Annotated in this window: 24 protein-coding genes and 2 pseudogenes; 13 read left to right on the top strand and 13 right to left on the bottom strand. The window is 71.8% G+C overall.

Going from position 1 to position 25,878, the window contains the following annotated elements:
- Position 1 precedes the first annotated feature (1 nt).
- Positions 2 to 700, top strand: a complete 699-nt coding sequence (locus INTCA_RS17000) for an alpha/beta fold hydrolase (protein ID WP_013494161.1) — start codon at positions 2 to 4, stop codon at positions 698 to 700.
- Between the two features lie 33 nt (positions 701 to 733).
- Positions 734 to 793 (top strand): annotated as a pseudogene (locus INTCA_RS20695) (hypothetical protein); the annotation flags it as partial.
- Positions 794 to 836: 43 nt separating this feature from the next.
- Here the strand turns inward: INTCA_RS20695 and INTCA_RS16995 are convergent.
- Positions 837 to 1,280, bottom strand: a complete 444-nt coding sequence (locus INTCA_RS16995) for a TIGR03668 family PPOX class F420-dependent oxidoreductase (protein WP_013494160.1) — start codon at positions 1,278 to 1,280, stop codon at positions 837 to 839.
- 168 nt (positions 1,281 to 1,448) lie between these two features.
- On the opposite strand from INTCA_RS16995, the gene INTCA_RS18820 reads away from it, so the two are divergent.
- Entirely contained in the window at positions 1,449 to 1,667 is a 219-nt protein-coding gene (locus INTCA_RS18820; RefSeq protein ID WP_052338049.1) for a hypothetical protein, read from the top strand.
- 189 nt (positions 1,668 to 1,856) lie between these two features.
- Here the strand turns inward: INTCA_RS18820 and INTCA_RS19925 are convergent, their stop codons facing one another.
- Positions 1,857 to 2,036: a hypothetical protein gene (locus tag INTCA_RS19925; protein WP_169312932.1), complete on the bottom strand. Its 180-nt coding sequence runs from the start codon at positions 2,034 to 2,036 to the stop codon at positions 1,857 to 1,859.
- Between the two features lie 367 nt (positions 2,037 to 2,403).
- On the opposite strand from INTCA_RS19925, the gene INTCA_RS16980 reads away from it, so the two are divergent.
- Both INTCA_RS16980 and INTCA_RS16975 read left to right on the top strand, forming a co-directional pair.
- The gene (locus INTCA_RS16980) at positions 2,404 to 3,597 is read left to right on the top strand and encodes a glycine C-acetyltransferase (RefSeq protein WP_013494159.1); all 1,194 of its coding nucleotides are present in this window, start codon (positions 2,404 to 2,406) and stop codon (positions 3,595 to 3,597) included.
- A gap of 17 nt (positions 3,598 to 3,614) precedes the next feature.
- Positions 3,615 to 4,679 carry a tellurite resistance/C4-dicarboxylate transporter family protein gene (locus INTCA_RS16975; RefSeq protein ID WP_013494158.1) on the top strand — a complete coding sequence of 355 codons (1,065 nt, stop codon included), beginning with the start codon at positions 3,615 to 3,617 and terminating at the stop codon, positions 4,677 to 4,679.
- A gap of 16 nt (positions 4,680 to 4,695) precedes the next feature.
- Here INTCA_RS16975 and INTCA_RS16970 read toward each other — a convergent pair whose 3' ends face one another.
- Positions 4,696 to 5,136 carry a pyridoxamine 5'-phosphate oxidase family protein gene (locus tag INTCA_RS16970; RefSeq protein WP_013494157.1) on the bottom strand — a complete coding sequence of 147 codons (441 nt, stop codon included), beginning with the start codon at positions 5,134 to 5,136 and terminating at the stop codon, positions 4,696 to 4,698.
- 170 nt (positions 5,137 to 5,306) lie between these two features.
- Between INTCA_RS16970 and INTCA_RS16965 the strand changes: the two genes are divergently transcribed.
- Both INTCA_RS16965 and INTCA_RS19920 read left to right on the top strand, forming a co-directional pair.
- Complete coding sequence (locus INTCA_RS16965) at positions 5,307 to 7,349, top strand: NAD(+) synthase (protein WP_013494156.1); 2,043 nt, start codon at positions 5,307 to 5,309, stop codon at positions 7,347 to 7,349.
- 158 nt (positions 7,350 to 7,507) lie between these two features.
- Positions 7,508 to 7,684 (top strand): hypothetical protein, encoded by a 177-nt coding sequence (locus tag INTCA_RS19920; protein WP_013494155.1) that lies wholly within the window; start codon positions 7,508 to 7,510, stop codon positions 7,682 to 7,684.
- Between the two features lie 34 nt (positions 7,685 to 7,718).
- Here the strand turns inward: INTCA_RS19920 and INTCA_RS16960 are convergent, their stop codons facing one another.
- Both INTCA_RS16960 and INTCA_RS16955 read right to left on the bottom strand, forming a co-directional pair.
- Positions 7,719 to 9,899 carry a DEAD/DEAH box helicase gene (locus INTCA_RS16960; protein WP_013494154.1) on the bottom strand — a complete coding sequence of 727 codons (2,181 nt, stop codon included), beginning with the start codon at positions 9,897 to 9,899 and terminating at the stop codon, positions 7,719 to 7,721.
- A 283-nt stretch (positions 9,900 to 10,182) separates the two neighbouring features.
- On the bottom strand, positions 10,183 to 10,950 hold the full coding sequence (locus INTCA_RS16955; protein ID WP_013494153.1) for a VIT1/CCC1 transporter family protein: 768 nt from the start codon (positions 10,948 to 10,950) through the stop codon (positions 10,183 to 10,185).
- 150 nt (positions 10,951 to 11,100) lie between these two features.
- Here INTCA_RS16955 and INTCA_RS16950 point away from each other — a divergent pair, with 150 nt between their 5' ends.
- Positions 11,101 to 11,847: a response regulator transcription factor gene (locus INTCA_RS16950; RefSeq protein ID WP_013494152.1), complete on the top strand. Its 747-nt coding sequence runs from the start codon at positions 11,101 to 11,103 to the stop codon at positions 11,845 to 11,847.
- Positions 11,825 to 13,351, top strand: coding sequence for a sensor histidine kinase (locus tag INTCA_RS16945; RefSeq protein WP_013494151.1), 1,527 nt, complete (start codon positions 11,825 to 11,827; stop codon positions 13,349 to 13,351). Before INTCA_RS16950 ends, INTCA_RS16945 begins: the two co-directional genes overlap by 23 nt.
- A 62-nt stretch (positions 13,352 to 13,413) precedes the next feature.
- Here the strand turns inward: INTCA_RS16945 and INTCA_RS16940 are convergent, their stop codons facing one another.
- From INTCA_RS16940 to INTCA_RS16930, 3 genes are all read right to left on the bottom strand, one after another.
- Positions 13,414 to 14,535, bottom strand: a complete 1,122-nt coding sequence (locus INTCA_RS16940; protein WP_013494150.1) for an MBL fold metallo-hydrolase — start codon at positions 14,533 to 14,535, stop codon at positions 13,414 to 13,416.
- A gap of 52 nt (positions 14,536 to 14,587) precedes the next feature.
- On the bottom strand, positions 14,588 to 15,904 hold the full coding sequence (locus INTCA_RS16935) for an MBL fold metallo-hydrolase (protein ID WP_013494149.1): 1,317 nt from the start codon (positions 15,902 to 15,904) through the stop codon (positions 14,588 to 14,590).
- A gap of 93 nt (positions 15,905 to 15,997) precedes the next feature.
- Positions 15,998 to 16,846, bottom strand: coding sequence for a phosphatase PAP2 family protein (locus tag INTCA_RS16930; RefSeq protein WP_052338048.1), 849 nt, complete (start codon positions 16,844 to 16,846; stop codon positions 15,998 to 16,000).
- A 46-nt stretch (positions 16,847 to 16,892) separates the two neighbouring features.
- Between INTCA_RS16930 and INTCA_RS16925 the strand changes: the two genes are divergently transcribed.
- From INTCA_RS16925 to INTCA_RS16910, 4 genes and pseudogenes are all read left to right on the top strand, one after another.
- Positions 16,893 to 17,516, top strand: coding sequence for an FMN-binding negative transcriptional regulator (locus tag INTCA_RS16925; protein ID WP_013494147.1), 624 nt, complete (start codon positions 16,893 to 16,895; stop codon positions 17,514 to 17,516).
- Between the two features lie 65 nt (positions 17,517 to 17,581).
- A complete protein-coding gene (locus tag INTCA_RS16920) occupies positions 17,582 to 18,169 on the top strand; it encodes a DNA-3-methyladenine glycosylase I (RefSeq protein WP_013494146.1) in 588 nt (195 codons plus the stop codon).
- 70 nt (positions 18,170 to 18,239) lie between these two features.
- Positions 18,240 to 18,866, top strand: coding sequence for a PH domain-containing protein (locus INTCA_RS16915; protein ID WP_013494145.1), 627 nt, complete (start codon positions 18,240 to 18,242; stop codon positions 18,864 to 18,866).
- A gap of 65 nt (positions 18,867 to 18,931) precedes the next feature.
- A pseudogene (locus tag INTCA_RS16910) lies at positions 18,932 to 20,651 on the top strand (AMP-binding protein).
- Positions 20,652 to 20,725: 74 nt separating this feature from the next.
- Here the strand turns inward: INTCA_RS16910 and INTCA_RS16905 are convergent.
- From INTCA_RS16905 to INTCA_RS16885, 5 genes are all read right to left on the bottom strand, one after another.
- Entirely contained in the window at positions 20,726 to 22,489 is a 1,764-nt protein-coding gene (locus tag INTCA_RS16905) for a metallophosphoesterase family protein (RefSeq protein WP_013494144.1), read from the bottom strand.
- A 20-nt stretch (positions 22,490 to 22,509) separates the two neighbouring features.
- The gene (locus tag INTCA_RS16900; RefSeq protein WP_013494143.1) at positions 22,510 to 23,133 is read right to left on the bottom strand and encodes a proteasome activator; all 624 of its coding nucleotides are present in this window, start codon (positions 23,131 to 23,133) and stop codon (positions 22,510 to 22,512) included.
- A gap of 123 nt (positions 23,134 to 23,256) precedes the next feature.
- Positions 23,257 to 23,886: a response regulator gene (locus tag INTCA_RS16895; RefSeq protein WP_013494142.1), complete on the bottom strand. Its 630-nt coding sequence runs from the start codon at positions 23,884 to 23,886 to the stop codon at positions 23,257 to 23,259.
- On the bottom strand, positions 23,883 to 25,142 hold the full coding sequence (locus INTCA_RS16890; protein ID WP_169312931.1) for a sensor histidine kinase: 1,260 nt from the start codon (positions 25,140 to 25,142) through the stop codon (positions 23,883 to 23,885). Before INTCA_RS16890 ends, INTCA_RS16895 begins: the two co-directional genes overlap by 4 nt.
- Positions 25,143 to 25,258: 116 nt before the next feature.
- Positions 25,259 to 25,870 (bottom strand): hypothetical protein, encoded by a 612-nt coding sequence (locus tag INTCA_RS16885; RefSeq protein WP_013494140.1) that lies wholly within the window; start codon positions 25,868 to 25,870, stop codon positions 25,259 to 25,261.
- Positions 25,871 to 25,878 lie beyond the last annotated feature (8 nt).

Here is a 25,878-nt window from a genome sequence, read left to right as displayed (position 1 = left end):
GATGCCGCTGAGCTCGCCGGGTGCCGACGTCCCCTCGGGCGCCGCGCCGGGTCCACCGGGGCCCCGTCCGCTCGTCCTGCTCCACGGCCTCGGCCAGTCCCCGATCGTCTGGCAGGACTTCGTGTCGGCGCTCGGCGCCGGCCGGCCGATGCACGCTCCGTGGATGGTCGGGCTGCGTCCGCGCGACCCGGTGGGCTTCGACCTCGCCGCCGCCGCAGCGGGGCTGGCCCAGGAGCTCGAGCTGCAGGGGATCCGCCGGGCTGACGTCCTCGGGGTGTCCGTCGGCGGCTCGGTGGCCATGCACCTGGCGGTCGAGCGGCCGGACCTGGTCGGGCGGCTCGTGCTGGCGGGGCCGCTGGTCCGGCCGTCCGCCGGTGCGCTCCGGATGCAGAAGCTCGCGCTGCGGCTCCTGCCGGAGAGCAAGCTCGTCGACATGGGCGTGTCCCGGCCCCGGATGCTGGCGGTGTTCGACGCCCTGCGCGCTTTCGACGGCCTCGACATGGTCAGCAGGATCGCGGCGCCGACCCTCGTCGTCGTCGGGGCGCGCGACCGGATGGGGATCGTCGCCGCCCGTCAGGTCCTCGGGGCCGTGGCCGGTTCGCGTCTCGCGACGGTCGAGGGCGGCAGCTCGCTGCTCAACGCCGACCACCCGCGCGAGCTCGCCGAGCTGACGAAGGAGTTCCTCGAGGAAGGAGAATGACGGCACGGACTCGGCCTGCCCCTGGTCGCCGCGGTGGCGTGGGGGCTCTTCGCGGCACCGCGTGCCCGCGTCCGGGTGCCGCGGTTGACCCCTGCCGTCAAGGTCCTCGTGTTGGGTGCTGCCGTCGCTGCTGCGTTCACGGTCCTGCCGACGGGGTGGCCGCCCAGGCACGCCACGCGTCGACCGCGACCCGGACCATCGGCCCCTCGGGGCGCTCGACGGCGTAGGCGGGGTACTTCAGGATGAGGGCATCGAGGGCGGGGGACGCTTCGGGATGGGCGAGTCCGACGACCGTCGCGTCGCCGTCGGCGCGAACCCACCAGAGCGTCGACCAGTCATCCTCGTAGTGGTCCACGAGAAGGCTGACGCGAGGGTGGGCGCCGATGTTGGCCAGGCGTTGCAGGGCGCGGGTTGACTTCGGCTTGGCGTCGACGACATGCCAGACCACGTCTCGGTCGGGCTCTAGCACGAACACCACCGGCACGAGGTGCGGGCTCCCGTCCGCTGTGATGGTGGCGAGCCGGGCAACCGGGGCGGTCGCGAACCGGTCACGCGCCCATGGCTGTTGGGCAGGTTCCATGCTCCGACAGCCTAGGGCGCGAGGTCGGTCGTCCGCTGGACGGGTCGAAGCCGGTTCACCACGTGGGCCTACAAGTTCGCGATCCTCCAAGCGGCCAACGAGATCCGCCGCCAGGCGTGGTCCTCCCGCGAGGTCGAGCTCCGCGACGAGGACGGTGGCTCGGCGCTCGTGACTCCCGAGACGATCGCGGACGCAGCCGACCTGGCCGGCGCGGTCCGGCTCGCGATGCAGGTCGCACTGACCAACTACCAGCGGCGCATCGCCGTGGCCCTGCTCGTGGACGAGGTGCCGATCGACGTCCTCGCCGATCGCCTCGGCACGAGCGGCGGGGCTGGCGAGCGGCCACCTACCGGCAGATCCGACTCCTCGAGGCACATCATGACCTGAACGTGTTTCGATCTGTCCGACCAGTTCGCCGAGCTGATCCTCGCAGAGCCTGACACTCAGTCGATGAACGCGATGTTCGTCCACCTCCGGGCCTGCCCGGCCTGTGGAGGAGGCCTCTCTGGTCACGCTGGTCGCAGAGGCACAGGGCCGCGACGTCACGCCGGCGCTCGCCCGGCTCCGCCGCTGAGATCAGCCGTCGGACAGGACCGGTGCAGCGCCCTGACGCGGAGTGAAGTCGACCAGTGACAGGTGGAGCACGTCGCCGCTCGGGCCGCGGTAGCGGCGTCCAGCCCCGCCGCTGCCCTTCGGCGGTGGTCCCGGATCGTCAGCGAGCGCGGGGAGTCCACCCGGATCCGAGGAGCTCGGCACGAGGGCAGCCTCGGCCGACCGAGCAACCACCCGCCGGCCGTGTCGAGGAAGACGTTGCTGATCCGCCCCTCCCGTAGGGCCCGCGTCGTGGCGGGCAGTTCGACCGAGCGCTGAGCCAGGAGGACGACGGCTCGCGCCTGCCCCCGGCTCAGCCCGGCCCGAAGGACGAGAAAGTGCTCCGGCGACCTGATCCCGGCCCCGGCCCATCCGAATGGATTGCCCTGCCCTGCAGTTGAATCCACAACCAGCCAGCTCCTGCGGGTTCGCCTTCCACCGTTCCCACAACGGAACCGCGGCCCCGGTGCGCGAAGCCAGCCCAGCGGCATACGCTGGCCTCTGTCACCCGACCCACCCGCGAAGGACACCGATGTACGGCACCGTCAAGGACGACATTGCGGCAACCCTGCAGGAGATCAACGACGCCGGCCTCTACAAGAACGAGCGCGAGCTCACGTCGCCGCAGTCGGCGCACGTGACGACCCTCAAGGCCGAGGCACTCAACTTCTGCGCGAACAACTACCTCGGGCTGGCCGACGACCCGGCCGTCATCGAGGCGGCCAAGAAGGCGCTCGACGAGTGGGGCTTCGGGATGGCCTCGGTCCGCTTCATCTGCGGCACCCAGACCCAGCACACGGCCCTGGAGCGCAAGATCGCCGACTTCCTCGGCACTGACGCGGCCATCCTCTACTCCTCGTGCTTCGACGCCAACGGCGGCGTCTTCGAGGTCCTCTTCGGGGAGCGCGACGCCATCATCAGCGACGAGCTGAACCACGCGTCGATCATCGACGGCGTGCGCCTCTCGAAGGCGATGCGCTACCGCTACCGCAACGCCGACCTCGCTGACCTGCGCGCGCAGCTCGAGGCCGCTGTCGCCGCCGGCGCGGAGCGCAAGGTCGTCGTCACGGACGGCGTGTTCTCGATGGACGGCTCCTACGCGCCGCTCGACGGGATCTGCGACCTCGCAGAGGAGTTCGGCGCCATGGTCTTCGTCGACGACTCGCACGCGGTGGGTTTCGTCGGGAGCGGCGGGAAGGGCACGCCGGAGCTCTTCGGGGTCCAGGACCGCGTCGACATCATCACCGGCACGCTGGGCAAGGCGCTCGGCGGCGCGTCGGGTGGCTACGTCGCGAGCCACCAGGAGGTCGTCGACCTGCTGCGCCAGCGGTCCCGGCCCTACCTCTTCTCCAACTCGGTGGCGCCCGCGGTCGTGGCCGGCTCGACGGCAGCGCTCGACCTCGTCGAGTCGTCCGGCGAGAAGCGCGAGACCCTCGCCCGCAACACCGAGCTGTTCGACCGGCTCATGCGCGAGGCGGGCTTCGAGGTCCTCCCGGGCACCCACCCGATCCGCCCGATCATGTTCCCCGGCGAGGACGGCGCGCGACGGGCCGCCGACATCGCCGACCACATGCTCGGCCGTGGCGTCTACGTCATCGCGTTCAGCTTCCCGGTCGTGCCGCGGGGCAAGGCGCGCATCCGGGTGCAGCTGTCCGCGGCCCACTCCGAGGACGACGTCCGCGCGTGTGTCGACGCGTTCATCGCGGCCCGGGACGCGGTCGGCTGAGAACAAGAGGAGGCCGTATGCCGCTGAGCTCGCTTGCGCAGTCGTCGCCGGGTCGCGTGGGTGGCCTGGTGGAGCGACTCACCCCTGGCTACTTCGCGTTGGTCATGGCGAGCGGCATCATCTCGATCGGACTGGGGCTAACCGGGTTTCGCCTTCTCTCGGTCCTGCTCTTCACGGTCTGCATCGTCGCCTACGTCGTGCTGCTCGGGCTCAACCTGTGGCGGTTCGCGTCGTTCCGGCACGCCATGGTCGAGGACTTCAAGGACCCGAAGCGGGCGTTCGGGTTCTTCACGTTCGTGGCCGGCACCAACGTCCTCGGTGCGCGAGCAGCCGCCGAGGGCTGGTACTCGCTGACGGCCTGGTTGCTCGTCGTCTCGTTCAGCGTCTGGCTGGTTCTCGGCTACGTGATCCCGTGGAGCGCGGTGCTCAGTCGAGCGGAGCGGCCGGCGGTGGCGCTCGCCAACGGCACCTGGTTCATCTGGGTCGTCGCGAGCCAGTCGGTCGCGGTGTCGGCCGCGACGCTCGAGGTGGTCATGGAGGATGCCCGCGCCTGGCTGGCCATCCTGGCGGTGCTCTCGTGGTCGGTCGGCGTCTTCCTGTATGCGGCCTCGGCGATCATCGTGGCGTTGCGGATCATGCTCTACGAGCTCGACCCGAAGGACTTCGACCCGCCGTACTGGGTGGCGATGGGGGCCGTGGCCATCACGGTGGTCGCCGGCGCGCGCATCGTCGAGATGGAGTCAGCGCCGATGGCGGACGCGACGCAGGGCCTGGTGGCTGGGCTGTCGGTCGTGTTCTGGGCCTTCGCGACCTGGCTCATCCCGGTGCTCGTTGCCGCGGGGGTCTGGCGCCACTACGTCCGCAAGGTGCCGCTGGTCTACGTCCCCACGCTCTGGAGCATCATCTTCCCCCTGGGCATGTACGCCGTGGCCGGCATCTACCTGGGACGGGCCGATCGGCTGCCGATCGTCGAGGCGATTGGGTCCAGCTGGCTCTGGGTCGCGGTCACTGCCTGGCTGCTCGTCTTCATCGCGATGACCCGCAGCGTCGGCACCGCCCTGGTCCGCCCCGACCGGACCTGAACCGCGGCCGGTGCGGCTAGGCCCGCGGGATGTCGTGGAGCCAGGGACGGCTCAGGTCGAACGAGCGGCCCGAGATCTCGTCGACCCGGATGGCGACGACCACCGTCTTGGGGCTCGGCACCCAGGGGCGGATCGGCAGCTGCTCGACGACGTAGGCGTCCTGCCCCTCGAGGATGCGGGCCCGGCCCCGGATGATGACACTCGTCGCGCGGTCGTCGACGATCTCGTCGACCTCGAAGGCGACGTCGGGATTCGCCGTGACACCGAAGACCTTGCTGCCCTCGCTCGTGATGAAGATGATGCGGTCCTCCGCATCCACGGCGTAGTTGATCGGGGCGATGTGAACCTCGCCGACGAGATGGAAGGCGAGCCGACCGAACTCCCGGGCCCGGAGGAAGTCCCAGGACTGTTCAGGGTGCAGGACGTGCGTCGGACCGTCGTCCTCGATCTCGTACATCTCAGTCTCCCTCGTTGGTGGCTGGCTCCCGGATCTTCAGGTACTACTCAGTGTAGTAGTCGCTCTCGCGGTCCACGGGACCCGTGCGAGGTGGATCACCGGCTCGGTCACAGCGTAGTGAGGAGGGCCACCTCCGCGGTCTCCGGGCGCGAGTGGGATTGACTGTCCCCATGGACTTCGCCAGCTCCTACGCCCACGGCTTCGCCCGAGTCGCTGCCTGCACCCTGCCGGTCGCGGTGGCAGACCCGGCCCGCAACGCCGACGCCGTTCTCGAGCAGGCCCGAGCGTGCAGCGACGAGGGAGCGGCGGTCGCCATCTTCCCGGAGCTGTGCCTCACCGGCTACGCGATCGACGACCTGCTGCTCCAGGACCCCCTCCTCGACGCCGCCGAGGAGGCGATCGCCCGCCTCGTCGAGGCGTCCGCCGAGCTGCTGCCGGTCCTCGTCGTCGGCGCCCCGCTCGTCCGGGGCGCCCGAGTCTTCAACTGCGCCGTCGTCATCCACCGCGGCGCGATCCTCGGAGTCGCGCCCAAGGCCTACCTGCCGACGTACCGGGAGTTCTACGAGCGGCGGCACTTCGGCGCGGGCGACGACCAGCGGGGCCAGACCATCGAGGTGGCCGGGTGGTCGGTCCCGTTCGGGACGGACCTGCTCTTCCGCGCGACCGACCTCGAAGGGTTCGTCCTCGGCGTCGAGGTGTGCGAGGACATGTGGATCCCGGTGCCGCCCAGCGCCGAGGCGGCGCTCGCGGGGGCGACCATCCTCGTGAACATCTCTGGCTCACCCATCACCGTGGGCCGGGCCGAGGACCGCCACCTGCTCTGCCGGAGCGCCTCGGTCCGCTGCCTCTCCGCCTACCTCTATGCCGCCGCTGGTGAGGGTGAGTCGACGACCGACCTGTCCTGGGACGGACAGACGATGATCTACGAGCGGGGGACGCTCCTGGCCGAGACCGAGCGCTTTCCCGACGGGCCGCGGCGCTCGGTCGCCGACATCGACCTCGACATGCTGCGCCAGGAGCGGATGCGGATGGGGACGTTCGACGACAACCGGCGCACGCTCACGGACCGCGTCTCGGGCTTCCGGACCGTCGAGTTCGAGGTCGGCCCCCCCGGCGGCGACATCGGCCTGATGCGCAAGGTCGACCGTTTCCCGTTCGTGCCGGACGACGAGGCGCGCCTCGCCCTCGACTGCTACGAGGCGTACAACATCCAGGTGTCGGGGCTCGAGCAGCGGCTCCGGGCCATCGGCCAGCCGCGCATCGTCATCGGGGTCTCGGGCGGCCTCGACTCGACGCACGCGCTGATCGTGGCGGCCAAGGCGATGGACCGCCTCGGACGACCGCGCAGTGACATCCTCGCCTTCACCATGCCGGGCTTCGCCACCTCCGCGCACACGAAGGACAACGCGATCCGGCTCATGGAGTCGCTCGGGGTGACGTGGGAGGAGCTCGACATAAGGCCCGCCGCGACGGAGATGCTCAAGGGGATGGACCACCCGTTCGCCCGGGGCGAGGAGGTCTACGACGTCACCTTCGAGAACGTCCAGGCCGGGATGCGCACCGACTTCCTCTTCCGGATCGCCAACCAGCGCGGCGGCATCGTGCTGGGCACGGGAGACCTGTCCGAGCTCGCCCTCGGGTGGTCCACCTACGGGGTGGGCGACCAGATGTCGCACTACGGCGTCAACGCCGGCGTCCCGAAGACCCTGATGCAGCACCTCATCCGGTGGGTCGTGTCATCCGCTCAGTTCGAGGAGCACGTCAACGCGACGCTGCTCTCCATCCTCGCGACGGAGATCACGCCCGAGCTCATCCCGGCCAAGGAGGGGGAGAAGCCGCAGTCGACCCAGGCCCAGATCGGGCCCTACTCGCTCCAGGACTTCAACCTCTACCACGTGCTGCGATGGGGCTACCGCCCGTCAAAGATCGCCTTCCTCTCCTGGCACGCCTGGCACGATGCGGAGTCCGGGGACTGGCCGGCCGGCTATCCCGCTGCGGAGCGTGCGGAGTATGACCTCGCGACCATCCGGCGCTGGCTCGAGGTGTTCCTCCGGCGGTTCTTCGCCAACCAGTTCAAGCGGTCGGCGCTGCCCAACGGCCCCAAGGTCGCAGCGGGTGGCTCCCTCTCGCCGCGAGGTGACTGGCGGATGCCCTCGGATGCCTCGGGGGCGGCGTGGCTCGACGAGCTCGACGCCAACGTGCCTGACGCCTGACCACCCATCGAAAGAGCAGTTCGTCCCGCCTGCATCGCGGACCCCCACCCATCGAAAGAGCAGTTCGTCCCGCCCCGGCGTGGCTGACTCCGGCGGCGAGCCGAAGGAGGGCGGACGAACTGCTCTTTCGATGTGGGCCGGGTTGCTACGGTCAGGGCATGAGTGGACAACCTGACGAGTCCGACATCTCCCAGCGCGCCGAGCTGCTCCCCGAGGAGCAAGCGGTGGGCAGCGACGATCCCGAGGCTCAGGCCGCGGCCATCCTCGACGAGTCGAGCGAGCGCACCGAGTATCCGGAGGAGACCCGGCGGGAGTCGACCCAGACGCCAGACTGAGCCGTCCCCTCGGGTGACCCGCGGTCGGCGGCTCTCAGGCGAGGGCCTGCCGGAGCAGGGTCACCAGGGCGTCGAGCTGGACCGTGTCGGTGTTCGACACCTCGATGTCACTGCCATCGAGGGCGCGCGCCGCGAGCCCCTGCTTGGCGTCGATGAGCTCGGCGATGCGTGAGTCGACGGTTCCCGCTGCGAGGATCCGCCACGCCGTGACGGGCTCGTCCTGACCGATGCGGTGCACGCGGTCGATCGCCTGTTGCTGCTCCGCGGCCGTCCACGAGAGCTCGCTGAGCACGACGTTCGACGAGGCGTGCAGGTTGACGCCGACGCCGGCCGCGAGCAGGGAGCACACCGCCACCGAGACCTCGGGGTCCTTCTGGAAGGCGTCGACCGCCTCCTGTCGCTGCTTGGCGGTCTGGTCACCCCGGATGGAGACGGTCCGCAGCCCGGCGTCCGCCAGGATCCGTTCGGCCTTGTCCATGACGTCGATGTGCTTGGCGAAGAAGACGACCTTGCCGACCGAGTGGGACAGCTGCGCCGCGTAGTCGGCGGCGAGGGACGCCTTGGCCTGCCCGATGCGTCGGACGAGGGTGAAGACGTTCTCGCCGGTGCCCTCGCCCGACGGCGCCTTGAGCTCCGCCATCGCGACCCGACGGAGCAGTGCCTCGTCGGGCTCGCCGTCGACCTCGTGGCCGTGGCCCTCGGCGAGCTGGGCTCGGTATCGGCGGGCCAGTCGCTCACCCAGGGCCCGCTCGGCCCGCTCGATGGAGCGGCCGGCCTCGTCGTCGAGCTCGACGGTGATGTCGGCGATCCGCTTGTCCGGCAGGTCGCTCGCCACGTCGACCTTGCGTCGCCGGACGATGCCCATGTCGATGACGGCTTGCCGGGCCTCCGGATAGAACGCTCGGTCCATCGGGGTGTAGCCGGTCTCGTCGAGGCGCCGGACGATGTCGGCGACCGGCTTGCCGTCCTTGATCCAGCCGAGGAACCGCCAGATCGCGTCGAAGTCCTTGACGTCGTTGATCAACGGCGTGCCGGTCAGCGCCATGAGGAGCGGGTTGCCGCCCGGAGCCGACGCGCGCAGCCGGTCGGCCAGGGCGAGGACCTGCTGCGACCGCTGTGACTGGATGTTCTTGATGAAGTGCGCCTCGTCGACGACCATCGACCGGAAGCCGAAGGTGGACAGCCAGCCGAAGTGCCGGTCGAGGATGGCGTAGTTGACCACGAAGACGTCCGCGAACGCGTCCACGTCCTCGCCGTCACCATGGATCACGGTCACCCGGCGCTGCGGAGTCCAGTGCTCGACCTCGCGCGCCCAGTTGATCTTCACGACGTTGGGGACGACGGCCAGCATGGGATAGGCGTCGGCGACCGACGCTGCCAGCACGGACTGGGCCGTCTTCCCGAGTCCGGGCTCGTCCGCGAGGAGGAATGTCCGGTGGCCCTGCTGCACCGCCTGGAGGAAGCGCGACTGGTGCACCATGAGCTGCGAGCCGGGCGGGGAGAAGCGGTCGATGCGCGGCTTCGGCGGCAGGTCCATCGACGCGGCCTCGCCACCGGACCCCTGCTCGAAGGCGCGGTAGAGCGGTCCGAGCAGCTCCCAGCCCGTCAGGCGTCCGACGTACTCCTGACGGTGGGCGGCGGAGACATCGGGGGTGAGGAACGGGTTGGCCCGCACGCGAGCCGGCACTGACTGGGGGGTGACCTGCTTGGCCGCGAGCTCAGGGGGGATGACCGACTGGACCGGCTCGGGCCGCGTGATGACGAGGTCCTCCGGAGCCAGCTCGGCGCCGGACTCGAGCAGCCAGTCGCGGCGCATCTGCTGCGCGGCGGGGCCGGGCTTCGCCGCGGGGTCGAGGAGGGCGAGCAGGCTGGTGTCGCGAGCGGCGATCTGGGCGAGGATGCCGGCGATGCCGTCGAGTCGCTTCAGCAGGTCGGCGCGGAGCCCTCCGGGTATCGGGGCGTCCTTGACCCGCGCTCGCTCGGCCCGCATGAGCAGGGCGACGACCTGGAACTTGGTCCGGTTCGTCGGCGTGGCCCGTCCCTTGGAGGTGACTCGGGCCTCCACCTCGCGCACCCGCCGCGCAAGGATGGGGATGATCGGTGCCGGGTCGTCCTCTCGCTGGGTCGACCGGGAGCGTGACGGGCCGTTCGTGCCTGCAGGACCGGCAGCGCTCGCGGAGCTGGTGGCGGACCGTTGGCGGACTCGCGTGGGCATCTTCCTCCTGGTGATGCGATGTGCGGGCCGTCCCGACGCGGTAGCCCTGAGCAGCGGGGTCACACCGAAGGTTCGGCTCTCGGGTGGCACAGCCAGCCCGATGTCCACACGTGCGTCGAGATCGATCCCAGCGAATGCCGATGGGGCCGAATGGCCGGGAGTCCGGGTCGACGTCCACGCTCTCTGGACGCGTCGAGTTTACCCCACCCGTGCACCCACGCAGCGACGCACTCGCCGAGATCCACCCCGCCCGCCGGAGCAGCGGCCGGGCGGCGACGCTCGGTCAGCCGAGCGTGGTGCCCACCAGGGCGCCGATGAGATAGGTGACGCCCATGGCGAGCAGCCCGCCAGTGACGGTGCGGACCACGGGGCGCAGTCGTGGGCTGTGCCCCAGGCGGGCGCCGAGCCAGCCGGTGAGCGCCAGCGCGAGCACGACGCTGACCACCGTGACCCAGGTGCGCAGCTCGGCCGGGGCGAAGGTGATCGTCACCATGGGCAGCACCGCCCCGGTGGTGAAGGCCGCCATCGAGGCCCAGGCAGCATGCCACGGGTTGGTCAGCTCGTCGGGGTCGATACCGAGCTCCACCTCGGCGTGGGCGGCCAGGGCGTCGTGCGCGGTGAGCTCGCGGGCGACGTCCTCGGCGAGGGGCCGGCTGATCCCCTTGGCCTCGTACAGCTGGGTCAGCTCCTCGAGCTCGCCGTCGGGATCCTCGCGCAGCTCGTGGCGCTCCAGCTGGAGCAGGGAGCGCTCCGAGTCCCGCTGCGTACTGACCGAGACGTACTCTCCGGCCGCCATCGAGATCGCACCGGCGACGAGCGCGGCCAGCCCGGCGATCATGATGGCCGCCTTGTCACTCGTCGCGCCGGCCACGCCGACGACGACGCCGGCGGTCGACACGATCCCGTCGTTGGCTCCGAGAACGGCCGCCCGGAGCCAGTTGATTCGCGAGCCCATCGAGTCATCGTGCGGCTCGTCGCGGTCCTGGTCGTTCAGCTGCCCACGCTGGGTGGGCTGGGTGGGCTGGGTGGGCTGGGTGGGCTCGTCGGGCACACGTGTCGTCACGGCCCGATCTTGACACTCCCGCAGGGCCCCTGTCCGCCAACCGGCCCTGCGGGAACCAGACCGGGCGTGACGGGGGACAGCAGGCTCACAGAAACCACACAGGAAAGGGCTGGTCAAGGCACAGGGCTGGGGAGTTCGATGAGTCCCATGACCAACCAGGGCAAGACGTCGGCTGCCAGACTTCAGCGCCTCGACGGGTCTGCAGTCCGCGTGCTCGTCGTCGACGACGAGCCCAACCTCACCGAGCTGCTCGGCATGGCGCTGCGCTACGAGGGCTGGGAGGTCCGGGCGGCTGCCACGGGGATGCAGGCGGTCCGGGCGGCCCGCGAGTTCGACCCCGACGCGGTCGTCCTCGACATGATGCTGCCGGACTTCGACGGGCTCGAGGTGCTGCGTCGGATGCGAACCGACAACCCGAACGTCCCGGTGCTCTTCCTCACGGCCAAGGACGCCGTCGAGGACCGGGTCTCGGGGTTGACCGCTGGTGGGGACGACTACGTCACCAAGCCCTTCTCCCTGGAGGAGGTCGTCGCCCGCGTCCGCGCCCTGATGCGGCGGACGACGATGTCGGTCAGCTCATCGGACTCGGTGCTCGTCGTCGGGGACCTGACGCTCGACGAGGACAGCCACGAGGTCTACCGGGCCGGCGAGGAGATTCACCTCACGGCGACCGAGTTCGAGCTGCTCCGCTACCTCATGCGCAACCCCCGCCGGGTCCTGTCCAAGGCGCAGATCCTCGACCGGGTCTGGAACTACGACTTCGGTGGCCAGGCGAACGTCGTCGAGCTGTACATCTCCTACCTTCGGAAGAAGGTCGACGCCGGGCGCGACCCGATGATCCACACGATGCGAGGAGCCGGCTATGTCCTCAGACCAGCCGTCTGAGGCCACGTCCACCCCTGCACCGACGGCCACCCGCGACACGGCCGACCGAGCGCGCGCCGCCCTCGGCACGGTGCGCGCGCGGATCCGGCCGCTGTCGACCTGGACGCTCCGGGCCAAGCTGATGGCCGCCATGCTGGCCCTCTTCACCGTCCTCAGTCTCGCCACGGCGGCGGTCACGGTGGCCGCGCTCAACCAGCACCTCGTCGCCCAGGTCGACGAGCAGCTGCGCGCCTCGATGCACGCGCCGCGGATGATGGACAACGACATGAGGCGTGGTGGTCCGGGAGCCGACAGCCTCGTCGCCCAGTTCACCCCCGGCTCAGCCCTCGGCTGGGTCCTCTCGCCGGAGCGGGACACCAAGCTCGGCGGCACCGCCCTGGCCGCGATCACCGCGGCCGACCTCGGCTCGACCCCCCGCACCGTCGACCTGGGTGGCGCTCTCGGCCGCTTCCGCATGGTGGCCGAGCAGGCCAACCTGCGCAGCGGCAACGACCTCGTCCCCGTCACCCTGGTCGTCGGGCTCTCGATGGCACCCACCGACGCGACCCTCGCCCGGATGGTCCTCATCGCGGCCTCGAGCGTCGCGGCCGGCGTCCTCCTCGTCGGTGGGCTCGGCACGTGGATCGTCCGGCGGAGCCTGGAGCCGTTGCGCCGGGTCGCCGATACGGCGACGCGCGTCTCGCGGATGCCCCTGCACCAGGGCCAGGTGCAGCTCGTCGAGCGCGTGGCACCCGAGGACACCGACACCCGGACCGAGGTGGGGCAGGTCGGTGCGGCGTTCAACGAGATGCTCGACCACGTGGACGAGGCCCTGAACGCGCGCCATCGGAGTGAGCAGCGCGTGCGCCAGTTCGTCGCGGACGCGTCGCACGAGCTGCGCACGCCCCTCGCGTCGATCAAGGGCTACGCCGAGCTGTCGAGGCGGGAGCCGGACGCCCTGCCCGAGTCCGTCACGCACGCCATGAGCCGGATCGAGTCGGAGGCCGGGCGGATGGGCTCCCTCGTCGAGGACCTGCTCCTGCTGGCGCGGCTCGATGCCGGTCGCCCGCTCGCGTCCGAGCCCGTCGACCTGTCGATGCTCGTCGTCAACGCGGTGAGCGACGCGCACGCGGCCGCGCCGGACCACCGGTGGGACCTCGACCTGCCGCCCGACCCGGTCGAGGTGCGCGGCGACTCCGCGCGGCTGCACCAGGTCGTCGCCAACCTGCTGGCCAACGCCCGCACCCACACTCCCGCCGGCACGCGGGTCACCACCGCCGTCAGGCCCGAGGGCGACCGGGTGCGGATCTCCGTCCACGACGACGGTCCGGGGGTGCCGATCGACCTCCAGCCCAACGTGTTCGAGCGGTTCGCCCGCGGGGACAACGCGCGCACCCGGGCCGGGGGGAGCACCGGCCTCGGCCTGTCGATCGTCGCGGCCGTGACCCGGGCCCACGGCGGGCGGGTGGAGCTGTCGAGCCGTCCGGGGGACACGACGTTCGCCTTCGTGCTGCCCACGTCCTGACCCGCCGGAGCGGGACCGCGCGGCCCCCCGGGGAGCGAGCCCAGCGGCATACGGCCCTGGGTTCAGTCGTGGTCCTCGGGGGCCGCGCACGGCTCCCACCACGCCTCAGCCACCCCCGCGACCCCGACGCCCTCATCGAGGGAGATGCGGCCGCCCGGCCGCGGTGTCAGCAGGGAGACGGCATGTTCGTCGGCGCAGCGGCGGGCCCATCTGATCGGCTCGGACCACCAGTGCATGGCGAGGTTGAACGTCGCCCAGTGGACCGGCAGCAGGGCCGAGCCCGTGGCGTCCCCGCGGTTGACGTCGAGGTGGGCGCGGACCGCCTGGGCGGGGTCGAGGTGGATGTCCGGCCAGTGCTCGCTGTAGGCCCCGACGGGGATCACGGTCAGGTCGAAGGGGCCGAGGTCGCGCCCGATGTCCTCGAAACGGTGGGTCGGGCCGGAGTCCCCGGCGAAGTAGACGGCGTGCCGGGGACCGCGCAGGGCCCACCCGGCCCAGAGGGTCTGGTTGCGGACGAGGCCGCGGCCCGAGAAGTGCCTCGCCTCCGTGCACGTCACGACGAGGCCGCCGACCGTCGTCGCCTCGCGCCAGTCGAGGGCCGTGATCCGCTCCGCAGGAACGCCCCAGGTCTCCAGGTGGAGATCGACGCCCAGGGGAACGACGTAGCGCGGGCGATGGGTGCGCTCCAGCTCGGCGATGGTGGGCTCGTCGAGGTGGTCGTAGTGGTCGTGGCTGATGAGCACCGCGTCCAGCGGTGGTAGCTCGGCCACGGTGCACGGGACGGGATGGAGCCGACGCGGTCCGACCAGGCCGGAGGGCGACACCCGGTCACCGAACACGGGATCCAGGAGGAGGCGGTGTCCGTCGAGCTCGACCAGGCTCGACGCGTGGCCGAGCCAGGTGACGGCGAGGTCGGCGGCCGCGTCCGGCCACTCCGGCCGCTCGACCGGGATGGTGCCCTGCGGGCGGCCGCGGCCGCGCGCGCGATACGCGGCGACCGCCGGGTGGCCCAGCCCCTCACCCTCGGGTGCCGGGACCCAGTGGGTGGGCTCGTGCGACCGGAACTGGCCGTCCCGGTAGTGCGCCGACGACCGCACCCGGTCACGCAGGGCCGTCGTCGGGGCCCCGAGCCGACGCAGGATCGGGAACCGTCTGCCGGACCTGGCGGCCGCAGTCCTGAGCATGGTCACGGGCCACGGTAACCCGCCTTCCCCGAACCGTGCCCCCGAGGGCCGCTCAGTCACGGTCCTCGGGTGCGGAGCACTCGTCCCACCACGGGTCGGCGTACGTGGCGGCGACCACGTCGGGCTCCGCCTGGGTCAGGTCGACGCGGTCGCCGAGCCGCGGAGAGACCACGGGGACTTCGGCCGCCGCAGCGGCGCGGCGAACCCGGCGCATCGGCTCGGCCCACCAGTGCATCGCGAGGTTGAACGTCGCCCAGTGGACCGGGAAGAGCACCGACGTGCGGGCCGCGGTCGCGGCGCGCCGGCCCGTCGTGGTCGTCTCGCCCTCCTCGTGGGCCCCGCCGGGCGTGTCGATCCGCTGGTCTCCCTCGATGAAGCCGTCCGCCACGCCCGCAGCGTCTGCCGTCACCGCCTCGGCCGCGCTGCCGATGCGGTTGACGTCGCGGTGCGCCGCCACGGTCTGCTCCGGCTCCAGGTGCAGGTCCGGCCAGAACGGGTCGTAGGCCCCGATCGGCAGGAGCGTGACGTCGAACGGACCGAGGTCGGCCCCGATGTGGGCGAACCGCTTCGACGTCCCGGAGTCGCCCGCGTAGTAGGCGGAGTGACGGGGGCCGTGCATCGCCCAGCCGGCCCAGAGCGTCTGGCTGTCGACGAGGCCACGGCCCGAGTTGTGGCGCGCCTCGGTGCAGGTCAGGCGCAGCCCGGACAGGTCGGTGGACTCGCGCCAGTCGAGCGCGGTGATGCGGTCCGTGGGCACGCGCCAGGCCCGCAGGTGGAAGTCGACGCCGAGGGGCACGACGTAATGCGGGCGATGAGTGCGCTCCAGCGTCGCGATCGACGGCGCGTCCAGGTGGTCGTAGTGGTCGTGCGAGATGAGCACGACGTCGACGCCGGGCAGGTCCTCGATCGGCCCCGGCACCGGGTGCAGCCGCCGCGGGCCGAAGCGCTCCGAGGGGGAGACCCGCTCGCCGAAGACGGGATCGATGAGGATGCGCACCCCGTCGAGCTCGAGGAGCGTCGTGGCGTGCCCGTACCACGTGACCGCGAGGTCGCCCGCCTGCTCAGGGAGCCGAGGGACGACGCGCGGCACGGCGCCGACGGGGCGCCCCCGCCCGTGCACCCGGATCGCCGCGAGGAGGGCGCTCGTCTGCGCGCGCAGCCGGGGTCGGAGCGACGGCTCGTCCGCCTCGAACCGCCGGCTGCGGTAGTTGGGTGAGGTGCGCACTGCCGGGACGATCCTGGTGGGCGAGGCGCCCATCCGGTAGAAGACCTGGAGCACCTCTCGCGCATGGGAGGTGGTCGAGACCGTGGCGATGGTGCGCGAGAGGGCGCGGGCGAACCGCCGGTCCGAGGTGGCCAGACTGCGCATGACACTCCTTGCGGTCGGAGCCGCGCAGCCGCGCGGACATCTCCATTCTGGGGCCGGCCCGGCCGGAAAGGCCCAAGCCGGCGAGTCTGGCCGTCAGCCCGGACGCGGGTCGGCTCCGCGGCCCTCGTCCCGAGGCCGCAGGGTGAGGAACAACCGGTGCGCCGTGATCACGGCCAACGCCCAGGCGAGCCCGAGCGCCCATCCGGCGACGACATCGGTGAGCCAGTGGTGGCCGAGGAAGACCCGGCTGAGGCCCATGGCGACGACGAACACCAGGCCGGCGAGGACGGCCAGGACGCGGTGCCACGTCGCGGTGCTCCGGAGGAGGAGCAGGTAGACCACCACAGCGGTGAGGACCGTCGCGTTGAGGGTGTGCCCGCTGGGGAAGCTGGGGGAGGACTCGTAGGGCGGCACCGCGAGCGCCACGGGAGGACGCGCTCGGGCGGCCAGGCCCTTGGTGGCGATCGTCATGAGGAGCGAGCCCGCAGCCGCGACGACGGTCACGACGACGGGGAGCCAGGTCCGCCACCGCAGGGCGAGCAGGCCGACGACGACCGCGACGAGGACCGGCATCCCGACCGGCCCACCGATGTCGGTGAACCACGTGACGGCCTCGTCGAGCCGGGGAGTGCGCTGCCCGACCGCCGCGTCGAGCACGGGTTGGTCGATCGTCGATATGCCGTTGTGGTCGGTGACCGCCTGGTAGACCTCGGCGGCGGCCCGGGTGAGGGCGACCGCCACGCCCAGCGCCAGACCGGCGAACACGACGAACGCGACGTTGGCGGTGGACCACCCGTAGAGCCGGCCCACCCACGGCAGGCGTCGACCCAGCTCGGCCCCCGCGGTGACGAGGAGCCGCCCCAGCCGGGTCGGCCACGTGGTGAGGTCCCGCGAGCCGATCTGCTCCGGCTCACGGACCGGCCCCTCTGCTCCAGCTCCCATCCGCACGGTCTGCCCAACCACCCTCCGCTGCCCTGACAATGTCGGTGTGTACGTACCCCACTTCAACGCGATGGACGCCGCCGCGGCCGCCGACTTCCTCGACGCCCACCCCGCGGGCCACCTCGTCACGGTCGGTCCGGACGGCCGCCCGGACGTGACGCTCCTGCCCCTCGTGGTCGAGGACGGTCGCGTCCTCGCCCATCTCGCCCGGGCGAACGAGCACTGGCGACGCATCGCCGCCGGCTCGCCGGGAGTCATCGTCGTGACCGCCGCGGACGCGTACGTGTCCCCGGGCTGGTACCCGTCCAAGGCGGAGCACGGGCGGACGGTGCCGACGTGGAACTACAGCGAGGTCCAGCTGAGCGGCCCGGTGACGGTCCACGACGACCTCGAGTTCGTCCGCGACGTCGTCACCCGCCTCACCCATCGTCACGAGGACCACCGCGCCGAGCCGTGGGCGGTCACCGACGCGCCCGAGCGTTACGTCGAGGGCCAGCTCCGGGCCGTCGTCGGCGTCGAGCTGCGGGTCGAGGCGGTCTCGGCCAAGGCGAAGCTCAGCCAGAACCGGTCGCCGGCCGACCGCATGGGGGCGATCGCCGGGCTCGAGGCCGAGCCGGGGCCCGCGGCGCACGAGGTCGCCCGCGCGATGCGAGCGGTCCTCGGGGACTGAGCCCGGCGGCATACGACAGCTCCCATGGGCGGCAGGCTGTCGGCTCGTCGCCCTATCGTCGGACCATGACGGTCATTGGCGCTGACGGGCTGGCGCGCCCTGCGTGGGCTTCGGTGGACCCGCTCCTCAGGGACTACTACGACACGGAGTGGGGGGTGCCGGTCCGCGACGAGCAGGGACTCTACGAGCGGATCTGTCTCGAGGGCTTCCAGGCGGGCCTGTCGTGGGCGACGATCCTGCGCAAACGGCCGAGCTTCCGGGCCGCCTTCGCCGACTTCGACCCCGACGTGGTGGCGGGCTTCGGCGCGGGCGACGTCGAGCGGCTCATGGGCGACGCGGGCATCGTCCGCAACCGGATGAAGATCACCGCCACGATCCAGAACGCACGTGCGACGGTGGCGTTGCGCGACGAGGGCGGCCTCGTCGACTTCGTGTGGGGGTTCCAGCCGGCGGAGACGCCGAGGCCCGGCGAGCAGTCGGAGGTGCCGACCGTGTCCGACGAGTCCAAGGCGCTGTCCCGGGCCTTGCGCAAGAAGGGCTTTGCCTTCGTCGGGCCGACGACGATGTTCGCCCTGATGGAGGCGGTGGGGATCATCGACACCCACCTCGTGACGAGCCACCGGCGTGGGACCTCTGGGGTGTGGCCGCTTTAGGGCGGACCGCACCGGCCCTGGGTGTCCTGCGGGGAGGGCGCGGGGGAGCGGCGCGCAATAGGCTGGCGGCATGGGATTCCCCGAGAACGTCCTCGCCCAGGGCGAGCGGGTCGAGCGCAGCATCCACCCGCACTGGCTCACCGTGGCCGGCCCGGTGCTCTTCGGCCTCGTGCTCGCCGCCGGAGCCGGGTTCGCCGTCGTCGCGACGCCCGACGACTCGCGCGGCGACCTCCTGCAGTGGGTCCTCGTGGCGGTCGCGGTGCTCATCGCGGTGCCTGCCGTGGTCGTGCCGTTCCTCCGGTGGCGGACGACGCACTACGTCGTGACGTCGCACCGGGTCATGGTCCGCCGCGGCATCCTGCGCAAGTCGGGCAAGGACATCACCCTCTCGAAGATCACCGACGTCTCGTTCGAGCAGTCGCTCGTCGACCGGATCATCAACTCGGGGTCCTTGCGCATCGAGTCGGCGGGGGACAGCCCCGACGAGCAGCTGCGGAACATCCCGCACAGCAACCACGTCCAACAGCTGATCAACCGGCTCATCGACGAGGACGACACGCGCCGACGCCTGGTCGCGCAGGGGCGGGCTGCGCACGGCCGGCCGGGTTACGAGACGGCTGAGGAGGACGACGACGGCCGTATGCCGCTGGGCTCGGACGGGCGCCGACGGGACCGACCCGAGCTGGCCGAGGAGTGACGGGGTGTTCAGGGGTGTGGGCGATGTCACGCATGCAGATTGCTAGGACGTCCTAGAGTTTTGCCATGACGGCGACCATGGACAGCACTCCCGGCGTGACCGAGACCTACCGCGCGGCGCGCGACCTCCTCGTCGAGCTCCGCGAGGACTACGACCGGGCCGTGTCCGAGTTCGCCTTTCCCGACGTCGGCGACCGGTGGAACTGGGCGGTCGACTGGTTCGACGCCGTCGCGCGCGGCAACGACAAGCCCGCGCTGACCATCGTCGAGCAGGACGAGTCGGTCCAGACCCTCACCTTCGACGAGATGGCCCGGCGCTCCGACCAGGTCGCCGCCCACCTCGCGCGGCTCGGGGTCCGCAAGGGCGACAGCGTCGTCCTCATGCTCGGCAACCAGGTCGAGCTGTGGGAGGCGATGCTCGGCGTCATGAAGCTCGGCGCCGTCATCATGCCCACCACCGTCGCAGTCGGTCCGGGGGACCTCGTCGACCGGATGGAGCGCGGAGCCGCCCGAGCCGTCATCACGAACGCGACGGAGTGCCACAAGTTCGACGACGTACCGGGTGACTACCTGCGCATCGCCATGGGCGCCGACCCGTCCGACCCAGCCGGAGCCGGCCACGCACCCGGGGACCGGACCCGACGACCGCCTGCTCCTCTACTTCACCTCCGGCACGACGAGCAAGCCCAAGCTGGTCGAGCACACCCAGCGCTCCTACCCGGTCGGCCACCTCTCGACGATGTACTGGATCGGCCTGCGCCCCGGCGACGTCCACCTCAACATCTCGAGCCCCGGCTGGGCCAAGCACGCCTGGTCCTCGTTCTTCGCGCCGTGGATCGCCGAGGCGACGATCTTCATCTACAACTACTCGCGGTTCGACCCGGCCGCCCTGCTCCGCGTGCTGCGCACCCACGAGGTCACCTCGCTGTGCGCCCCACCGACGGTGTGGCGGATGCTCATCAACGCCGACCTGTCCGGCGGCCCCGGCTCGCTCCGCGAGGTCATCGGGGCCGGTGAACCCCTCAACCCCGAGGTCATCGCCCAGGTGGAGAAGGCGTGGGGGATGACGATCCGCGACGGGTTCGGCCAGACCGAGATGACCGCCGCCATCGGCAACACGCCCGGCGCGCGGGTCAAGCCCGGCTCGATGGGCCGACCACTGCCCGGGGTGCCCGTCGCCGTCGTCGACCCGTTGACCAACGTCCTCGTCCCCCCGCCCGACGGAGGGGGCCCCGTCGAGGGCGAGATCTGCCTCGACCTGTCGAAGCGACCCGTCCCCCTCATGACCGGCTACCAGGGCGACGCCGAGCGCAACGCAGCGGCGATGGAGGGCGGCTGGTACCACACGGGCGACGTCGCCTCCGTGGACGACGACGGCTACGTCACCTACGTCGGCCGGACCGACGACGTGTTCAAGGCCAGCGACTACAAGATCAGCCCCTTCGAGCTGGAGTCGGTCCTCATCGAGCACGTCGCCGTCGCCGAGGCGGCTGTCGTCCCGTCGCCGGACCCGGTGCGGCTCGCCGTGCCCAAGGCCTACGTGGCGCTCGTCGCGGGCTACGAGCCCGGAGCGGACGTCGCCCGGTCGATCCTCGCGCACGCCCGCGAGCGGCTCGCGCCGTGGCAGCGCGTCCGCCGGATCGAGTTCTACGAGCTGCCGAAGACGATCTCGGGCAAGATCCGCCGGGTCGAGCTGCGCGGACGCGAGGAGGAGCTGGACGCCACCGGAGCGGCGCAGCCCGCGCTCGAGTGGCGCGACGAGCAGTTCCCCGACCTCCGAGGCTGACGGGGAGCGGCCGCCGAGTTCTTCCGCAGTCGGGCCGAAGCCACGCATCCGCAGCAACCACGGCCCTGGCGGCCCTAGGGAGTGAAGGTCCCCGACGAGGTCGCGGTCGCGCTCCCGAGCGTCGAGGTCGTCACGCTCGCCGGCGTCGAGGTGCTGCCGTCCTCCGGTGACCCCGTCGGGATCTGGCGGAGCGTCGTCTCTGCCAGCGGGCTGCACGTCCGCGGTTGCTCCCCTTCGGCCACCGGCGCGCCCGAGGACTCCGGGGACTCCGGGGACTCCGGCGACCCTGAGGGCGCCGGGGGTGCGGGGGGCGCGGGGGGCGCCGCCTCAGCGGCCCGGGTCTCCTCCGCGCCGCGGGGATCGATCGTGGCGCCGTTGACCACCTGGATGTTGTCGTAGGCAGGTCGACCCTCGATGAGGTTGCGGTAGGTGTAGCGCGTCAGCTGCGTGAGAGCACAGTGGGGGCCGAAGCTGAGCACGTCGAAGGCGTAGGGCTGCCCACGCAGCTCCTCGTCCTCCGTGGCGATGAAGTGGGAGACGACACCGCCTCCGGTGAAGGTGCCCACCTGGATCCGCGACCCGTCGAGCACGGACGTGTGGATGTGCCCGTTGAGCAGGACGCGGCCGCGGGCGACGCCGGTCGCGGCATACGGCTCATGGGTGAGCACGAGGTCGCTCTCCGGCTCGTCCTCCATCGCCGCGTTGTAGGCGTCGACCGCTGGAGCCTGCTTGCCCGCGGGGTCCTCGCCGTCGTCACCGAAGTAGCGGGGATCGTTGAACCCGGAGAGGCGCAGCCCGTGGAAGGACAGCTCCCGGTGGACACCCTCGGGGTCCTGGAGCAGCACGACGTTGGGGACCCGGGCCATCCGCCGGAGCAGTGCCCGGTCGGTGGGCGAGGACTGGTCGTGGTTGCCGCTGACGAAGATGTAGGGCACTCCGAGCGACTCGATGCCGCGGAAGATGCCGGCCGCCTCGCCTTCCTGCACCTGCCCGAAGTTGATGATGTCGCCGGTGTCGATGACAGCGTCCACCCCCTCCTCCTCGACGATGGTGCGCATCAGCGAGTACTGGTTGGCGCCGTGGATGTCCGAGACGAGCAGGATGCGGGCCGAGACGACGGGCTGGGTCAGGTCGGCCGGGACGAACTTCTCCTGGAGTGCCTGGGACAGGGCGAGGAGGTTGCGAAGGTAGGGCGTCGCCTGCTCCGCCCGGGACTCGACCCCGGCGAGCAGCCCGGCGTTGCGCTGCACCGTGCCGAGGACACCGGTCGTCGACAGGGCGGCGAACCGTTCGGGCTGGTAGGTGAGGGCGGTGCTGAGGCCGGTGCCGCCGGAGACGACGACGAGCGCCGTCGCCACCATGACCAGGTGGATCGCCTCGGGGCGTCGCCGCCGCGCGTAGTGGACGGCGACGGACATCGCGAGCGCGACGACCGCCGCCCCGAGGGCGAAGCGCCAGCCCAGTCCGACCGCGGCCTCGCGGACCGCCGCGGACACCTCCTCGTCGGTCGGCTGGAGCGCGCGGACACTGACCGGGCCGCGGCTGAGCAGGTCGGTGATCTCCTCCCGCACGGACACCGCGACGTCCAGGCCGGGCGCCAGCACGGGGGATGTGAAGGCGAGATCGACGTCGCCGACGATGGTCGGGCTGTGGAGGGTCGGCGTGTGTCGGGGCACCGGGTCGAGGCGCAGCGTGGCTCGGTAGTGGGAGGTCTCGACCGTCGTCGGCGACAGGTTCGTCGCCGCGACGCCACCCAGGTAGCAGGCGGCGAGGATGGCGACCCAGCGGGCAACGAGGCCGACCCGGGCCCATCCGGGGTGTCCCCTCGTCAACCGCATGGTGGCAACCGCACCAGCGGTCAGAGGTACTGGCCGGTGGGTCCGGGCTCGCCGCCGGGCACGGGGTGGGCACCGGGCTGGCCCGGGCCGGGTCCGGCGCCGGGCGGGGTGCCGTAGGAGGCGCCGGGAGCCGGCAGCGCCCGCATCTGCTGCAGCTGCTGCTGGGCGGCCATCTGCTGGGCGACGAGCGCGGTCTGGATGCCGTGGAAGAGACCCTCCAGCCAACCGACGAGCTGGGCCTGGGCGATCCGCAGCTCGGGGTCGCTCGGTGACTCGTCCCGGAACGGCTGGGCGATCCGCTCGAGCTCGTCGACGAGCTGGGGCGAGAGACCGTCCTTGAGCTCCTCGATGGACTGGTGGTGGATCTCGGCGAGCCGGCGGCGACCGGCCGGGTCGAGGGGAGCGCTGCGGACCTCCTCGAGGAGCTGCTTGATCATCGAGCCGATCCGCATGACCTTCGCCGGCTCCTCGACGAGGTCGGCCGGGTTGGTCGGCTCACGCTCGGGCCGCCCGCCGGCCTCACGACCGGGACTGTCGGCGACGCCCATGCCGTCAGGGGTGAGCACGACGATGCGTTGGTCGCCCTGGACCTCCTCGGCGGGAGGGTCCGAGCCGGGCGCGGGCTGGCGGGGCTGATCAGTCATGGAGCCCATCCTGCCCCACGGACCTGAGTGCGGGGTCGGGGTGTCCGGTGCCGATGTGTGGCGGTGCCGGGAGTGCCTGGGGGTGCCGGGGAGCGCCGGGGGGGGGTGCCGGGGGCGCCGGGGTCAGCGGATCAGACCACGGCTCCTCGCCGTCGCGACCGCGGCTGTCCGGGAGGTGACGCCGAGCTTGCCGAAGGCGTGGACGAGGTGGCTCTTGACCGTGGCCTCGGAGAGGAAGAGGGCCCGGGCGATGTCGCGGTTCGTCCCACCCTCGGCCACGAGGCGGAGGACGTCGAGCTCGCGTCCACTGAGGGTGGGCTGCGGGGTGCGGCGCCGCTCGTCGAGTCGGCGGGCGACGACGGGGGAGAGGACCGTCCCGCCGCGGGCGGCCGTCCGGACGGCGTCGATGAGGTCGGCGGCCGGGGCGTCCTTGAGCAGGTAGCCGCAGGCGCCCGCCTCGACGCTGGCGAGGACGTCGGCGTCGCTCTCGTGGGTCGTGAGGATCACGACGCGCGGGGCTGGCTCCAGGGCGAGCAGCCGCCGGGTGGCGCCGACCCCGTCCACGCCGTCGCCGAGCTGGAGGTCCATCAGCACCACGTCGGGGTGACGACGCTGGGCGACGACGACGGCCTCGGCCGCGCTGGCCGCCTCGCCGACGAGCTCGATCGAGCGGTCGGCCGCCAGGAGCATGGACAACCCGGCCCGGACCACGGGATGGTCGTCGACCACGAGGAGACGGATGGCGGCGGTCATGGAGTCACGCCGGGGAGGTGGGCGGCGATGGCGGTCCCGGCGCCGCGAGCGGACTCGACGGTCAGCTGGCCCCCGAGGAGCGCCATCCGCTCGCGCATCGACCGCAACCCGTAGCCGGTGCCGTCCTCGCGCTCCCGCATGTCGTGAGGGTCGAACCCGACGCCGTCGTCGACGACGTCGAGGCGCACCCCGTCGTCGCCGACGCTGAGGGAGACGACGGCGCGAGTCGCCCCTGAGTGGGCGGTGACGTTGGCGAGGGCGCCCTGGGCGAGGCGGAGGAGGGCGACCTCGTGCGTCCGCGGCAGGGGTCGCGCGGGTCCGTCCATCTCGAACGTCGCCCGTATGCCGCTGAGCCGGCTCACGCTCGTGACGAGCCGTTCCAGCGCGGCGGGCAGGTCGCTGCCGGAGAGGGTCTCTGGGGTGAGGTCGGCGATGACCGCCCTGGCCTCGGTGAGCGATTGGGAGGCCTGCTGGTCGATCGCGCCGAGAGCCGTGCGGAGCCGGGCTGCGTCGGCGCCGGGCTGGGACGCCGCACGCGCGAGCAGGATGATCGAGGAGAACCCCTGGGCGAGGGTGTCGTGGATGTCGCGCGAGAGCCGGGCGCGTTCGTCGAGGGCGCCGGCCTGGCGGCGGCTCTCGGCCAGGCTCTCGTGGGTCGCCTCCAGGTCGGCCTTGGCCGCGGCGAGCTCGTCCACGAGCTCCTGCCGGACGGCGTTCTCGTGCAGGAGCATCTGGTAGGCGTGGGCCATGCCGATGGAGACGAGGGCGCCGACGGTGGGGCCGACGACCGTGGCGAGGCCGACCTCGGCCCAGCCGGTCACGCGGGCGTGGGCCCAGAAGACGGCGAGGACCATGAGTCCGATGAGCGGCACCGCCCAGGCGCTCGGCAGGAGTCGCAGCACGGCGAAGAAGAGGGGGAACGCGAGCCAGGCAAAGTCCGGGGTGAGGCCAACGGAGGCGAACCAGGCGAGGAGGAGCAGCGCGAGGAGGGCCAGCGGGAGGAGCAGCCGCGGGAGGGCGGTGCCGGCCGACGGCCGGCCCCCGGCCTCGGAGCGCGCCGACCGGTGCTCGACGAGCGCCAGCGCCGCGTAGAGCACCCCCAGCGCGGCGGCCACCACCTCGAACCACGGGGTCTCGCCGGCAGCTCTCCCCCAGGCGACGAGGAGCAGGACGGCGAACAGGACGTGCTGGCCCAGGAGGAGCGCGCGGGTGAGGACGGCCAAGGGCCGGGGCTCGGCCGGCGCGGTGCTGCTCACCCGGTCCACGCTAGTGGGCGGCCGCAGTGCGGCAGCCCACATGACCTGCACACCCGGGCACGCTCAGGGGAGGGCGTCGCGCACGTCGGGTGTGCAGGGGTGACGGGCGCTGAGGGTCAGCGCCGGCCCGCGGTGGCGAACCAGGGGTGGTGCAGGTCGTGGTAGGAGACCTCGGTCATGGCGTCGCCCATGTCGGCCATCCGGTCCTGCATCTCCTTCGGCATCTCCTTCTTCTCGCCCTCGCGAGCCTCGGACTCGCTCCGGAAGGCGATCGTCTGGGTGAAGTAGCCGTTCTCGTCGACGGCCATGGTGCCGCCGAGGATCTCCGGACGCTCCTTGTGGAGCATGTCCATCGGCTCGTCCATCATCATCCGGAACGTGTCGGGGTCGCTGATGCGGCCCTGGATGACCTGCACGAAACCGGCGTCGTCCGACCCGCCGTCGAGCATGAGCTGGACGTCGTCGCAGTCGTGGAAGGAGACCGGCCCGTCGAAGCACTTCTCCGTCTCGGCCCACCACGCGCCCTGCTCCGGTCGGTTGCTGTTGCGCGTCGCCGACTCCTTCGAGTCGAAGCGCACGACCCCGATGAACTCGTTGTCGTCCGTGACGCCGTACGTGCCCCCGAGGAAGCCGTTCGCTCCGGGCTCGAGCTGCTCGCGCCACTGGTCCATGCGGCGGTGCACCTCGTCCGCGTCGTTGCACCGGCCCTGGATCACCTGGATGAACACTTCATGAC

Source organism: Intrasporangium calvum DSM 43043 (genome assembly GCF_000184685.1).
Taxonomy (GTDB): Bacteria; Actinomycetota; Actinomycetes; order Actinomycetales; family Dermatophilaceae; genus Intrasporangium; species Intrasporangium calvum.
This window is presented reverse-complemented; position numbering and strand designations above follow the sequence as displayed.

Excerpts from the sequence above, each read along its gene's own strand:
- INTCA_RS17000 (WP_013494161.1), top strand. The coding sequence starts at position 2 with ATGCCGCTGAGCTCGCCGGGTGCCGACGTCCCCTCGGGCGCCGCGCCG.
- INTCA_RS16995 (WP_013494160.1), bottom strand. The coding sequence starts at position 1,280 with ATGGAACCTGCCCAACAGCCATGGGCGCGTGACCGGTTCGCGACCGCC.
- INTCA_RS16980 (WP_013494159.1), top strand. The coding sequence starts at position 2,404 with ATGTACGGCACCGTCAAGGACGACATTGCGGCAACCCTGCAGGAGATC.
- INTCA_RS16975 (WP_013494158.1), top strand. The coding sequence starts at position 3,615 with ATGCCGCTGAGCTCGCTTGCGCAGTCGTCGCCGGGTCGCGTGGGTGGC.
- INTCA_RS16970 (WP_013494157.1), bottom strand. The coding sequence starts at position 5,136 with ATGTACGAGATCGAGGACGACGGTCCGACGCACGTCCTGCACCCTGAA.
- INTCA_RS16965 (WP_013494156.1), top strand. The coding sequence starts at position 5,307 with ATGGACTTCGCCAGCTCCTACGCCCACGGCTTCGCCCGAGTCGCTGCC.
- INTCA_RS19920 (WP_013494155.1), top strand. The coding sequence starts at position 7,508 with ATGAGTGGACAACCTGACGAGTCCGACATCTCCCAGCGCGCCGAGCTG.
- INTCA_RS16960 (WP_013494154.1), bottom strand. The coding sequence starts at position 9,899 with ATGCCCACGCGAGTCCGCCAACGGTCCGCCACCAGCTCCGCGAGCGCT.
- INTCA_RS16950 (WP_013494152.1), top strand. The coding sequence starts at position 11,101 with ATGAGTCCCATGACCAACCAGGGCAAGACGTCGGCTGCCAGACTTCAG.
- INTCA_RS16945 (WP_013494151.1), top strand. The coding sequence starts at position 11,825 with ATGTCCTCAGACCAGCCGTCTGAGGCCACGTCCACCCCTGCACCGACG.
- INTCA_RS16940 (WP_013494150.1), bottom strand. The coding sequence starts at position 14,535 with ATGCTCAGGACTGCGGCCGCCAGGTCCGGCAGACGGTTCCCGATCCTG.
- INTCA_RS16935 (WP_013494149.1), bottom strand. The coding sequence starts at position 15,904 with ATGCGCAGTCTGGCCACCTCGGACCGGCGGTTCGCCCGCGCCCTCTCG.
- INTCA_RS16930 (WP_052338048.1), bottom strand. The coding sequence starts at position 16,846 with ATGGGAGCTGGAGCAGAGGGGCCGGTCCGTGAGCCGGAGCAGATCGGC.
- INTCA_RS16920 (WP_013494146.1), top strand. The coding sequence starts at position 17,582 with ATGACGGTCATTGGCGCTGACGGGCTGGCGCGCCCTGCGTGGGCTTCG.
- INTCA_RS16915 (WP_013494145.1), top strand. The coding sequence starts at position 18,240 with ATGGGATTCCCCGAGAACGTCCTCGCCCAGGGCGAGCGGGTCGAGCGC.
- INTCA_RS16905 (WP_013494144.1), bottom strand. The coding sequence starts at position 22,489 with ATGCGGTTGACGAGGGGACACCCCGGATGGGCCCGGGTCGGCCTCGTT.
- INTCA_RS16900 (WP_013494143.1), bottom strand. The coding sequence starts at position 23,133 with ATGACTGATCAGCCCCGCCAGCCCGCGCCCGGCTCGGACCCTCCCGCC.
- INTCA_RS16895 (WP_013494142.1), bottom strand. The coding sequence starts at position 23,886 with ATGACCGCCGCCATCCGTCTCCTCGTGGTCGACGACCATCCCGTGGTC.